Raw genomic sequence first — 12,301 nt, 5'->3', positions numbered from 1 at the left:
CAACATACATCCGGCAAGACGAATACGAGCGGGCGGGTGCGCCGCCGCACGCGGAAAGGGTGATGGGATGGATTTCGATCTGGCGATCATCGGCTCCGGGGGTGCCGCGTTCGCCGCGGCGATCGCCGCCCGGCGGGAGGACCGCTCGGTCGTGATGATCGAGCGCGGCACCGTCGGCGGCACCTGCGTGAACACCGGGTGCGTGCCCTCGAAGGCGCTGCTGGCCGCCGCCGAGGCCCGGCACGTCGCGCTCTCGGCCGACCGCTTCCCCGGTGTTCGGGCCAGCGCCGACGAGCTCGCCTTCGCCGAGTTGATCAAGGGCAAAGCCGACCTGGTCGCTGGGATGCAGCACGACAAATACACCGGTTTGGCCACCGAGTACGGCTGGGACATCCTTCCCGGCCACGCCCGGTTCGTCGACGGTCCCGCGCTGGAGGTCTCCCTCGCCGAGGGCGGCACGCGTCGGATTGAGGCCGAGCACTACCTCCTCGCAACGGGATCGGCGCCGTGGACGCCGCCGGTGGACGGGCTCGACGAGGTGGATTACCTGTCCTCCACCACGGCCATGGAACTCCAAGCCTTGCCCGGCTCGATGCTGGTGGTCGGCGGCAACTACGTCGGGCTGGAACAAGCTCAGCTGTTCTCCCACCTGGGGGCGCGTGTCGAGGTCGTGGAGATGCAGGATCGACTGGCCCCGGCCGAGGAACCCGCGATCTCCGGCGCGCTCGCCGAGATCTTCACCGAAGCCGGGATCGGCGTGCACACCGGCACGATCCTCACCCGCGTGAGCCGAAAAGACGGGCAGGTGGTCGCCGAGCTGCGCGACGCGGACGGACACCCCCACCAGCTGCGGGCCGATGAGCTGTTGATGGCCACCGGCCGCAAGCCCGTCACCGACGGGCTCGGTCTCGACAGTGTCGGGGTGCGCATCGGCGAACGCGGCCAGATCGTCACCGACGAGCAGCTGCGCACCGACAACCCACGGATCTGGGCCGCCGGAGACGTGACCGGGCACCCGCAGTTCGTCTACGTCGCCGGCGCGCACGGTGCGGTCGTGGTCGACAACGCCTTCCACCAGGCCGGTCGAACACTGGATTACCACCACCTGCCACGCGTGACCTTCACCCGCCCCCAGGTCGCCGCCGCCGGTCTCACCGACGCCGAGGCCCAAGCGCAGGGCTATGACTGCGAATGCCGGGTGCTGCCCCTGGAACACGTGCCCCGAGCGCTGGTCAATCGCGACACCAGCGGCCTGGTCAAGTTGGTCGCCGAACGCGGCACCGGGCGCCTGCTCGGCGCGCATGTGCTGGCCGACGGCGCCGGCGAGGTGATTGCCACCGCCGTCTACGCGCTGCACAACCAGATGAGTGTCTACGAGATGGGCGAGCTGTGGTGCCCCTATCTGACCATGGCCGAATCCCTCAAACTCGCCGCGCAAACCTTCACCCGCGACGTCACCAAACTCTCCTGCTGCGCCGCATAACCCCAACACACCGCAGAAAGGCCACCATCGTGAGCACCGAACGCGAACAGATTACGTCCACACTGGACTCCGTCTTCCGCCCCGAAACCGACGTGACCGGAGGATGGCGCGCACTCACGCTGCTGCGCCTGCTCGCCCGCGGCGAACCGGTCACCATCGAGGACCTGGCCGCCGCCCACGGCCAACCGGTGCGGGAGGTTCGCCGTGCTCTGGCGAGCACGCCGGACATCGAATACGACGAGGCGGGCCGGATCGTCGGCGCGGGCCTCACCCTGCGGCCGACCCCACACCGCTTCGAGATCGACGGGCTCGTGCTCTACACCTGGTGTGCCATGGACACCCTGGTCTATCCACGACTGCTCGGCCGCCCTGCCCACGTCACCTCGCCCTGCCGCACCACCGGCGCGCGCATTCACTTGACCATCGACGACACCGGAGTCACCAGCATCGACCCACCCACGGCGGTGGTTTCACTAGTCACCCCCGACGACCTCGCCTCGGTCCGCACGGCCTTCTGCAACCACGTGCACTTCTTCGCCAGCCAGGACGCCGCGCGCCCGTGGCGGGCCGACCACCCAGATGCCTCGGTGCTGCCGGTCGCCGAGGCATACGACTTCGGCAGCGATGTCACCGCCGCGTCGTGCCAGCACACCAGCACCGAGAGCCGCTGCTAACCCGCGAGGCCAGGACTACAAGACGGCGGTTGAGGTGCGATGGGCCGACGCATCCGACGACGGCACTCACCGTAGTGGTGTGCACCCACCGTGCAGTGGCGATCACCGGCCTGCGTCGGGGGATCGCTCGATGATCTGGCAGACGACGGCGTGCTCACCGCGACGCTGGCCGTCGCGGGCGGCACGGCGGACCGAAGTCAACGAGCGGCGTAGGGCGCGAAGATCAGCAAGGGTGCGATCGATCTCGGCGATGCGGCCATCGAGCAGTTCGGTGACCCGCGTGCACGGGGTGGCGCCGCCGCGTTGCAGATCAAGAATGTCCTTGATCTCCGACAACTGGAGCCCAAGCGTCTTGGCCTGGCGAATGAACCGCAACACGCCAACATCGGCATCGGTGAACAGGCGGTACCCAGCCGCCGTGCGTTCTGCAGGCGGAAGAAGTCCTTTGGATTCCCACAGCCGCACGGCTTTCGCGCTCACTCCCGCGGCCTTGGCCGCGGCACCCACAGTCAGGCCCACAACGGCCTCCTTCATCGAACCCTCATCCTTGACCTTACCCCGACGGCAAGGTTCTAGCGTGGCTCCGTAACCAAGAAACAGCAGTTCAGCGTGGGAATGGAGCTGGCGATGGACGCGATCGTGTTGCAGGTGACCGGCATGGCCTGCGACGGCTGTGCCGAGCGCATCGCCGCAATGCTGCGCCGGCTGGAGGGCGTGCGGCAGGTCACGGCCGATCACACGACCGGCCGGGTCGAGGTTCGCGTGGGTGCGGAGTGGCCCGGTCGCCCGGTACTGGTCGAGCGGATCACCGGCGCGGGCTTCGAGGTTGTCGAGGGGGGCACGTCATGACTGCGGTCACCGAGGAACGGTCCCCGTTGTGGGAGTCCGAGCCGAGCTCGCAGCCAGGGCATCGGCGGATTCGAGCGAAGATCACGGGTCTGCACTGCTCGCTGTGCACCGGCACGATCGAAAAGACCCTCGGCCGACTGGACGGTGTCGGCCACGTCGCGGTGAGCCTGACCCACGAGCAAGTGCTCGTGGACTATGAGACCGAGCGGGTCACGCCGGAACGGATTCTGGGCAACCTGCGCGACGTCGGCTATGACCTGTATGACCCGCGCAAGCTGCGGGCGTTCGAGGATGAAGAACGTGATCTGGTGCGCGAGGGCAGGCGGCTGTTCGTCGCGCTCGGGTTGGCCCTGGTGGCGATGCCCCAGATCGCCGAGGGCTGGTGGAACATCCTCTGTGGCGCGCTGCTGGTGGCCGCGTTCGCGTTGGTGTTCACCGTGGCCCGGCGCGCTGGCCACGTCCGGGCGGTCGGCTTTGGCCTGGCGGTGATGGGCCCCGGAGCGGTCGCATTAGCGCTGCGCATCGGTGGGGTGCTGGAGCCGCCGGTCACCGGCTGGGTCACCGCCGGGTTAGCGGTGGCCACTGTGTTCGGGGTCGCGGCCCACATCCTGCGGATGGCCTACCAGTCGCTGCGCCGGGGCATCCTCAACCAGCACGTGTTGCAGGAATCCGCCGCGTTCGCCGGCCTAGTCGGCGGGGCGATCGGGTTGACCGGGCTACTGCCGGGCTACCCGACCGAGGAGTTCTTCACCGTCTCGGTCGTGGTGGCGACTTACCACATCTTCTCCGAGTGGCTGTCGCTGCTGGTCAAAACCCGCTCCAGCCAGGCGATCAAGAAGCTGCTGGATCTGCAACCCGACCTGGCCCGGGTGCAGTTCGACGACGGCACCGAGCACGAGGTACCCGTCGAGGACATCGCGGTGGGACAGCACGTCCGGGTGCGCCCCGGGGAGCGCATCCCGCTGGACGGCCGGATCGCCTCCGGCGCCTCAGCGGTGGACTTCTCGCTGGTGACCGGCGAGCCCGTGCCCGCAGAGCGCGGCCCGGGCGACGAGGTCGTCGGCGGGGCGATCAATGGCACGGGCAGTCTGTTCATCGAGGTCACCGCCACCGGCGCCGAAGGCTTCCTATCCCAGGTCGTCCGGCACGTGGAGGACTCGCGGGCACTCAAGCCGGGAATCCTGCACGTGGTCGACCGGGTGCTGCGGGTCTACACCCCCACCGTGCTGTCCCTCTCTGCGGCATCCCTCCTCGTTTGGTTGGCCGCAAGTTGGGCCATCACCGGGGTCGTGGATGTACGGCACGCGGTGTTTGCCGCGCTGTCCGTGCTGGTAATGGGCTATCCCTGCGCGGTCGGGATCGCCGCGCCGCTGGCCATCGTGCGGGGCACCGGTACCGCCGCCGATCGTGGCATCGTGATGCGCACCGGGGAGGCGTTCCAGACCTTCCGGCTGGTCCGTCGCATTGTGCTGGACAAGACCGGCACGCTCACCGTCGGCAAACCGGTCGTCCGTGCCGTCGAGGCCACAGACGGCGACACCGACCGGCTGCTGAGTCTGGCCGCCACGGCGGAAAGCCACTCCGAACACCCCCTGGCGCGGGCGGTCGTGGACGCCGCGCAGCAGCAGAACCTCCCGCTCACCGAGGTTACCGGGTTCGACTCGATCACCGGCGGCGGTGTGCAGGCCACTGTGGGCGGACACGCCGTACTCGCCGGCCGCCCGAGCCTGCTAACCGAGTCCGGCATCGATCTCTCCGCACTCGCCGAGCGGATCGACCGCCTCGAATCGGCCGGGCACACCGTCATCGCTATCAGTGTCGACCAGCACGCCCGCGGAGTGATCGCCCTCGGCGACCAGCCGCGTGGCGATGCCGCCGAGGCAGTGGCCGCCATGCGCGAGCGCGGCATGGAACCGGTACTGGTCACCGGGGACAACGAGCGCGCTGCCCGGCACATCACCGGCCAGCTCGGTATCGAGCAGGTGCGCGCGGGAGTGCGTCCGCAGGGCAAGGCTGACATCGTGCGCGAACTGCAGGCCGACGGCACTCGGGTGGCCATGGCCGGCGACGGGATCAACGACGCGCCCGCGCTGATGCAGGCCGACGTCGGTATCGCAGCCGGTGGTGGTACCGACATCGCCGTGGAATCCGCCGACATAGTGCTCCTGCGCGAAGACGTCAGCACGATCCTGGATGCCCACGAGGTCAGCACTCACTCCTACGGGCGCACCCGGGGCAATGTTGCCCTGGCGTTCACGTTCAACGGCATCGGCATCCCCATCGCCACCACCGGCCTGATCTCGCCGATCTGGGCCATGCTGGCCATGGTCGCCTCGGTCACGGCCATCTTCATTAACTCCATCGGCACCCGCCCAAAGCTGCTCACCAACGCCATCGGCAGCGTCGGCAAGGCCGTCACCGCAGAAGAACCAGCGCAGGGAGGAAATACAGGAATGGCCGATTCTGCTGGCCGCCAGGCGCCAAAGGAGGTTCGCACACCGACACGATCCAACTGACACCACAAGAGACCCTTTGTCTCGCATCAGTGCAGGTCAAACCACCTAGAGGGGCTTCCTGAGTTCTTCCTGTGGACCTAACGCTAAAGCATACGAACCACCACGACGTGCTGGTTGAAGGTCCAGAAGTCCAGGTCACGCCCGTTGGCGCCGTCTCACGACAGCTCGATGACGACCAGGTACAGCAACTGATCAAGAGCTACGAGGCCGGTGCGACCGTCTACGAGCTGGGCGATCAGTTCGGCATCGAACGCCGCACCGTCAGCGCGGTATTGCATCGCCAGGGCGTGGCCATGCGCCGCCGTGGCCTGACCGACGAGCAGATCGACGACGCAGTCCGGCTCTATAGCCAGGGGTGGTCGCTGGCCCGGATCGCCGCGCGCATGGACGTCGCCGCCGACACCGTGCGCCAGCGGCTGCACGAGCGCGGGGTCGCCATGCGGGACAGCCATGGACAGCCTCGGGCGGGTGAAGCCTGATGACCACCAGGCCAATCACGTCGCGCCCTTCTCCTGATCGATCACTCCGTCTGCAGTGCGCCTGCACATTGCTCGTTGCCGTGGGCGCTGCTTACGTCTCCTATCGGCACGGCCGGCAGTTCGCCCTGCGGTTCGGTGCCGACGAAACCACTGCCACCCTCTGGCCACTCATTGTGGACGGGCTCTTGACGATGGCAACGGTCGAGCTGTGGAAAACTAGCCATTATCGCCGTGCCGCAGGACAGTGGAAGGCATGGCTGTCGTTCAGTCTGGGTATCGGATTGTCGCTTTGCGCCAACGTGGCCTCCGCACCCGAGCTGAACGCCTTCGCTATCGCCGTGGCGGCCTGCCCACCGCTGGCGCTGCTGTTGTCGGTCGAACTGCTCAACCAAGCTCTGAAACGCCACCGTTCCCACGCCGGTACTGAGTGCAGCGACCCCGAGCCTGCGGTCACGCCCTCGGCGGTTCCGAGCCAGGTACCTCCACCGACCGAAATCGCGGTAGCGGCTGATGATGTGCCAGCGCCGCGCACGGTGTGGAACAAGATGCCTGGTCACAGCGCCAAGAACGAGGATTCAGGCTCATCAGGCGAGCATCATGACGCCGACGATGATCCTCTACGCGAGGAGGCATACCGGCTGGATGCCGAGCACTGGAACATGTACCAGCGTCCGATCTCGGCCGACACGCTGCGCCGACACCTCAGCATCGGCTCCCGCCGAGCCCGGTCCCTGACCCGCCGCATCCGACAAGACCGTCAACCAGGAACGGGTGTGTTGGCGGGGGCGGCATGAACCCGGGAGTGCGACGACTACTGCACTGGCGAAGCCGGTGAAGAGTGCACCGGCGCGCGGTGCCGCTGTGGATCAGCAGCGACTCCTGCCGGTCACCGGCCTTGGCCTTGGGACCGTCACGACCTGCCATTTCGTGAGCCCGCCGCCGTACCGTTCGGCATACCGCTCGGCGGCGGTACGGTCGCCGAATCGGACCTCTTGCCCGCGGTCCACGTGCACGATCTTGATAGCCATGGTGCTCCGTCCCGCTTCAATCGGGTCCCAGGGGTGCGGCCGTTTCCTTGTAGCCCCAATGAATTGGCCGTGATGTAGTGATCTTGTCGATGTGTCGGTCATTGCCAGATGACGGTGATGGGGTTGTGGGGTCGATCGAGGAAGAACCGGCCGCCCCGAGGGTCCGAGGAATCGATGCCGCCAGTGGGGATCTCGAATCGGACGTGGCGGTCTCGGAACTTCTCGCTCCAGGTCTGGATCTCCTCAGCGACTTGATCGGCGAGCACGGTTCCGGTTGGGCCATGTCCGATGACGCCGATCTCCGCACGCTCGCGGCGATCCCTGGCACCTTCCGCGGCTCGCCAGGTCAGGTAGGCGAGTTCACGGTCGCCCACCACGGCCATGGCGCCCCATTGGAACATCGGGTTCACCAGGCCGGAGTCCACCGCGCTTTGCTCGACGGTCACGCGGCATAGGCCACTGTCCTGGGTGCACGCGAGCCACAGGTACATCCACTCCATCGACTTCATCGGTCCGAAGGTCACGCCGGTCCATGCCTCGGTCCGTGGTTGGTCGAACACGCCGGCTAGCCGCGCAGGGTCGACGGTGTGCTCTTGGTTGAGATGGAGGGTGACCGCCTTGTCGGCGGTCAGGGTGATGGTGTGCCGCGGGTCGTCGGCGATGCCGTCGCGAAGCGGCACAAAGCCGCACATCTGGTGGTCAACGCTGTGCCACCCGCCGTTCTTACTGCGCTCGAACGTGATCGAGCGGGAAACACTCCCGCCAATGCGGAGCGGTACAACCAACCTGCCACCAGGTGCGAGTTGAGACAGCCAGCTGTCCGGTATGCCGTAGGCACCGACTGTAGCGACGATCCGATCGTACGGAGCACCATTTGGGTAGCCGAGTGCGCCATCGCCACGCACCACGTCGACGTTGTCGACCTTCGCGGACGCGAGAAGCCGCCGGGCTTCGGCGACAACGTCGGTGTCAACATCGACCGTGGTGACATGTCCGTGCGGATCGGCCAGGTACGCGAGCAACGCTGCGTTGTATCCCGTGCCTGCGCCGATTTCGAGCACTCGGTGCCCCGGCCGAACGTCGAGCTGCCCCAGTTGCAGGGCCACAATCGATGGGTCGGACAGGCAACTCAATACCTCGTTCTGCGGTCCCCGCTTGGTGACCACGATGTCACTCGCGTACGCATCGGCGAGCCCGGCACCGGGCACGAACGGATGGCGCTCGACCGCCCGCATTGCCCCCTCGACGGATCGGCTCAGCGTGTATCCCGCGTCCTTGATCCGCGCGATCATGGCGTCCCGCAGCGACTCGGGCGAGGTGTCAGTGGAGGTGGCGGCGTTCATTCGAACCCTTCGTCAACGTGGTAATGCGGTAAATGGCTGGGCAAGGCGGAGTCGGCTTCTTTCCTACTTGGGGTGCGGTGACAACGGCCGGATCACTATCGGGCGCGGCAACCCTTCGGGAACGCGGCACTTGGCGTGCGGCGTCTCGATTGTCGTCGGGGCGGCAGTTGAGTCCGGCGTCGGTAGCGACAAGATCGCTCGCAACGTCCAGAGCGCGCTCGCGTGGTACTGGTACGAGACCTTCTCTGGCACAAGGACGTTGGAGCCCTGCGCGTCCGGCACGCGGAACGCTGTGGCGTCGTCCTCGGAGCGCAGGATGAGCACGTCCGCGCATGCGTCCCACTGCTGCACTGCGGCAATAAGCGTCGGTGCATTTGCCTCACCCCAGCGGAAGAGGGTCCAGTGCCGGCGACGCAGCTCGGTCAGCAGGTCATCGAGTTGGAGCGAAGTCACGACAGGCTCGCTGTTGGTCGTTGGCTCTGGCTGGTTGGCTGCGCAAAGCCCGCAGTCAGCAAATCTGCATCATCCATTTCCAGGCTGATGTCGGTAGCCGCAAGATTGTCATCAAGATGGGCCTCGGAACTGGTGCCGGGGATGGGCAGGATCACCGAGGAGCGTTGCAGCAGCCACGCGAGAGCCAGCTGCGTCCTGGTTGCGCGGTAGCGCCGTGCGAGGTCGTCGAGAGTGGTCTGTTGTTTGGCCAGTTGACCGGCTCCCAGTGGGGCGTACGGGACGAACGCTGTCTGGGTTTCCTCGCAGTGACGAATAACGCTGTCGTGGGCTTGGTCCCCCAAGTGGTACTTGTTCTGCACCGCAGCGATGGCAATCAGCTCCGTGGCTTGACGAATCTGATCGATGTCCACTTTAGACAGACCTAGATGTCTGATCTTTCCTTCCGTCTGCATGTCGGCGAGGACGCCGAGCTGGGCATCGAGCGGCACACTGGGGTCGATGCGGTGGAGGTAATACAGGTCGATTCGCTCCAGACCGAGGCGTCGCAGGCTCATCTCGACGCATTGTCGGAGGTATTCGGGTCGGCCGACGGGCGCCCATTGGTTCGGTCCCTGTCGCGTGAGTCCGCCTTTGGTGGCAATCACGAGGTCATCCGGGTACGGGTGAAGGGCTTTGCGAATGAGGTGTTCGGCGGTTTCCGGGCCGTAGGCGTCGGCGGTGTCGATGTGATTCACGCCGTGATCGACCGCGCGGCGCAGGAGATGCTTGGCTTGATCGGGGTTGGCGGGGTGGTACCAGTGACCGGGGCCGGTGAGTTGCATGCTGCCGTAGCCGAGACGGTGCACGGGAAGGTCTCGGCCGATTCGGAAACCGCTCGATGATGCAGTGGGGTGGTTCACGGGGTCGGCTCCTTCTGCGGTAGCGCGCTGTCGAGCCGTTCCTGCCGAAGAGCCTCGATACGGGTGTGGATCATGGTGGCGAGCGTGTCCGGTGGGTAGAGGCTGGTCTCCAGCCGCAGTACTTGGACTCCGGCCGCGCTGAGGCTGTGAGCAGCGTCGAGGTAGAGGGCTGTTTCTTCGGCGCTGATGTCGGGACTGTGCTGGTACCGGTTGTGGGGACCGCGCTGTCGGAGGCGCTGCGCGATGAGCGCTGGATCGGCCGTAAGGATGACTGCGAGGTCCGGTGGGTCGACGGACGCGTTGATAGCACAGAGGAAGTCAAGGTCGACGCCGTCAAGCCGTTGCATCACCAGGCCGGCGGCGACATAGCGATCGCTGACGACGATGTCGCCCGCAGCCACGTGCGGGCGAATCTCGGTGTGCAGACGTTCGTAGCGATCAGCCGCGAACAGGCACGCCAGCGCGTGGCCCGATGTGTCGGTGTGCACGCGAGCGCGAGCAAGCGCGCCAATGTCCTGGCTGGTGGGCTCTGCGGTGAGATGGGTTGGCAGTCCGGCGGCGCGGAGCCGGTCGCCGAGGGCCTGGACCGTGGTGGTCTTGCCGACGCCGCAGGGGCCGTCAACGCAGATGAAGAAGCCTCGTGGCTGGTGCATGCGTGACCTCGCAGAGAGAGGTGAGCGGCAGGTCGAGTTGATGGGGTCTAAAAGAGCCCGGGTTGGGCCTCGGCGGTGGTGTCAGGCTGGGGCAGGCCACCTAGATCATTCAGCTCGGCGACATCACGCGGGCTGCCGTCGTCGCGGGTGGCGAGCACCGCGAACAGGCGGGCGGTGACCAGCGCGTCGTAGGTTGCCCGGTGCGGTTGCAGCCCGGCGGGCAGCTCGGTGGCTAGATCGAGGTGATCGACGAGGGCACCGAGCTTGCGCGAGGGCAGGTCGGGCAGAAGTGCTCGGGCGAGCCGCAAAGTGTCTAGAACGGCGTGCGGCTGCCAGCTAGGCAGCTTCCGACGGAGCACGTCGAGATCGACTCGCACGTTGTGGCCGACAACTACCACTTCGTCGGCGACGTGGCTGGTGACCGAGTCGCGAACGGCATCGAAGGTGGTCAGGTCGGCGACCTGGTCGTTGGTGATGCCGTGCACCTTGCGGGCCTGCCATGTGATCGGGCTGCTTGGCCGCACCAGCCAGGAGATGGGAGTGCCGATGGTTCCGCTGGTGATCGGAACCATCGCCAACTCCACCAGGTCAGGGGGACGTGCGCCGTTACCTTCGACGTCGACGACGAGATAGCGCTGTGTGGTCCAGGAGTGGGTGGTGGTCACGTCGATGCCTTCGTCGCGTCGGTGGTGTCCCAGCCGATGTCGGCGCGTCCGTGTCGCCGCGAGCGGTGTGGGTGCCGTTGGTCGTGGATTTGGAATCCGAGCGCGTGCTGCAGGTAGTAGCGGGGCTGCTCATCATCCAGCCCGGCGACGATGGCTGCTTGCTCGGATATGTCAATCACGCGAAGCTCTTGCGCTTCGGGGAGCCGGGTGGCGATCGACCGCAGGGTGTCCTCAGCCGGAACGCGATGGGCTTGGGCGCACAGCTTCACTTGTTGAAGTGGGCAGATGTCGCACAGCTCGCTTCGAATACCGTAGTGCCCGTTGTAGTCCGGCAGCTCGTGGACGAAGGACACCGCGCAGGAGGTCTTGCGAAACAGCGGGCCGCCGTTGCTGTCAGCGAAGGCGTCCAGGATGCGTCGCTCCAGGGCCTCGGGAACGATCTTGCGTCGGGCGGTCTCATCGTAGGGCTCGGGAAGGCCGTTGTCCCTGTAGTACTGGGCGATCTCGTCCCTGTAGAACAACCCGGTGAACACGGTGGCATGTGCGATCCGGCTCAACTCGACAGCCTTCGCCAGATGCTCCGATGTGTCGTTGATGCCCGGGACGAGAGGACGCCAGTAGAAGACTGTTCGGTAGGAGCGGGCTAGCGCTGCAGCCGTACGTAGCGAGGTCTCGGCTACCTCACTAGGGAAGGGCTCCAGCCGCCGATCGGCGATGCCCGAGTAGGTGAACAGCAAAGTGACCTTGATGCTGGTGAGTGCGTTGAGGCGTGCGCAGTCCTCGGGTGTGACTCGATACCGGGTGATCACGAGGACATGGTTACCGAGCCCGCGGCGGTCGAGGTCTTCGAGCACGGCGAAGGTGTGGGCCTTGACCTTGGGCACGAAAGGATCAGTTGCCCGGTTGAACACCTGAATCGGCGTGACGTGCGGTTGAAAGTATCGGTGGTTGACCAGCTGCTCAACCGCCTCGGCGTCCGACATCAAGGCTCGCGGCTCCCGCATGTCCCAAATGCCATAGGTGTGGCGGATGCAGTACGAGCAGTCAGCGGGGCAACCCTGTATATGGTTCAGCGACAGCCCCGACTTGCGATACTCGACAACATCGCGGGCGCGCGCCGGTAATTTGGCGAGCTGGTCGGCCGTGAGCAGAGGTACGGGTGTCACGTGCTCCTCCAATGAGTCTCCGGCAGGAAGGCACGACCAGCTGCACCAACGACCAGCAGGGATCACAGTCCGTTGACTACGTCAACGTCCCTA

General features: G+C 66.3%; 13 protein-coding genes. 6 read left to right on the top strand and 7 right to left on the bottom strand.

Going from position 1 to position 12,301, the window contains the following annotated elements; genetic code table 11:
- Positions 1-67: 67 nt before the first annotated feature.
- Complete coding sequence (gene merA / locus HFP15_RS22350) at positions 68-1,483, top strand: mercury(II) reductase (RefSeq protein WP_168518663.1); 1,416 nt, start codon at positions 68-70, stop codon at positions 1,481-1,483.
- A gap of 29 nt (positions 1,484-1,512) precedes the next feature.
- A complete protein-coding gene (gene merB, locus HFP15_RS22345) occupies positions 1,513-2,157 on the top strand; it encodes an organomercurial lyase MerB (RefSeq protein WP_168518662.1) in 645 nt (214 codons plus the stop codon).
- A 102-nt stretch (positions 2,158-2,259) separates the two neighbouring features.
- Here the strand turns inward: merB and HFP15_RS22340 are convergent, their stop codons facing one another.
- Positions 2,260-2,691 (bottom strand): MerR family transcriptional regulator, encoded by a 432-nt coding sequence (locus HFP15_RS22340; protein WP_210717700.1) that lies wholly within the window; start codon positions 2,689-2,691, stop codon positions 2,260-2,262.
- 93 nt (positions 2,692-2,784) lie between these two features.
- Here HFP15_RS22340 and HFP15_RS22335 point away from each other — a divergent pair, with 93 nt between their 5' ends.
- The 4 genes from HFP15_RS22335 to HFP15_RS22320 all read left to right on the top strand — a co-directional run bounded on the left by HFP15_RS22335 (position 2,785) and on the right by HFP15_RS22320 (position 6,795).
- Positions 2,785-3,006 (top strand): heavy-metal-associated domain-containing protein, encoded by a 222-nt coding sequence (locus tag HFP15_RS22335; protein ID WP_168518661.1) that lies wholly within the window; start codon positions 2,785-2,787, stop codon positions 3,004-3,006.
- Positions 3,003-5,522 (top strand): heavy metal translocating P-type ATPase, encoded by a 2,520-nt coding sequence (locus HFP15_RS22330; RefSeq protein WP_168518660.1) that lies wholly within the window; start codon positions 3,003-3,005, stop codon positions 5,520-5,522. Before HFP15_RS22335 ends, HFP15_RS22330 begins: the two co-directional genes overlap by 4 nt.
- A 107-nt stretch (positions 5,523-5,629) precedes the next feature.
- Positions 5,630-6,001 carry a helix-turn-helix domain containing protein gene (locus HFP15_RS22325; RefSeq protein WP_312871691.1) on the top strand — a complete coding sequence of 124 codons (372 nt, stop codon included), beginning with the start codon at positions 5,630-5,632 and terminating at the stop codon, positions 5,999-6,001.
- Entirely contained in the window at positions 6,001-6,795 is a 795-nt protein-coding gene (locus tag HFP15_RS22320; RefSeq protein ID WP_168518659.1) for a DUF2637 domain-containing protein, read from the top strand. Before HFP15_RS22325 ends, HFP15_RS22320 begins: the two co-directional genes overlap by 1 nt.
- A gap of 332 nt (positions 6,796-7,127) precedes the next feature.
- Here HFP15_RS22320 and fxlM read toward each other — a convergent pair whose 3' ends face one another.
- The 6 genes from fxlM to HFP15_RS22290 all read right to left on the bottom strand — a co-directional run bounded on the left by fxlM (position 7,128) and on the right by HFP15_RS22290 (position 12,220).
- On the bottom strand, positions 7,128-8,372 hold the full coding sequence (fxlM, locus tag HFP15_RS22315) for a methyltransferase, FxLD system (protein WP_168518658.1): 1,245 nt from the start codon (positions 8,370-8,372) through the stop codon (positions 7,128-7,130).
- A 63-nt stretch (positions 8,373-8,435) separates the two neighbouring features.
- Positions 8,436-8,825, bottom strand: coding sequence for a hypothetical protein (locus HFP15_RS22310; protein ID WP_168518657.1), 390 nt, complete (start codon positions 8,823-8,825; stop codon positions 8,436-8,438).
- On the bottom strand, positions 8,822-9,724 hold the full coding sequence (locus HFP15_RS22305; protein ID WP_312871690.1) for an aldo/keto reductase: 903 nt from the start codon (positions 9,722-9,724) through the stop codon (positions 8,822-8,824). The genes HFP15_RS22310 and HFP15_RS22305 overlap by 4 nt, the downstream gene beginning before the upstream one ends.
- Complete coding sequence (gene tmk, locus HFP15_RS22300; protein WP_168518656.1) at positions 9,721-10,377, bottom strand: dTMP kinase; 657 nt, start codon at positions 10,375-10,377, stop codon at positions 9,721-9,723. Before tmk ends, HFP15_RS22305 begins: the two co-directional genes overlap by 4 nt.
- A 47-nt stretch (positions 10,378-10,424) precedes the next feature.
- Positions 10,425-11,042, bottom strand: coding sequence for a 3'-5' exonuclease (locus tag HFP15_RS22295; protein ID WP_168518655.1), 618 nt, complete (start codon positions 11,040-11,042; stop codon positions 10,425-10,427).
- Positions 11,039-12,220 carry a radical SAM family protein gene (locus HFP15_RS22290; protein ID WP_210717699.1) on the bottom strand — a complete coding sequence of 394 codons (1,182 nt, stop codon included), beginning with the start codon at positions 12,218-12,220 and terminating at the stop codon, positions 11,039-11,041. The genes HFP15_RS22295 and HFP15_RS22290 overlap by 4 nt, the downstream gene beginning before the upstream one ends.
- Between the last annotated feature and the right edge of the window lie 81 nt (positions 12,221-12,301).

Source organism: Amycolatopsis acididurans (genome assembly GCF_012328925.1).
Classification (GTDB): domain Bacteria; phylum Actinomycetota; class Actinomycetes; order Mycobacteriales; family Pseudonocardiaceae; genus Amycolatopsis_E; species Amycolatopsis_E acididurans.
This window is presented reverse-complemented; position numbering and strand designations above follow the sequence as displayed.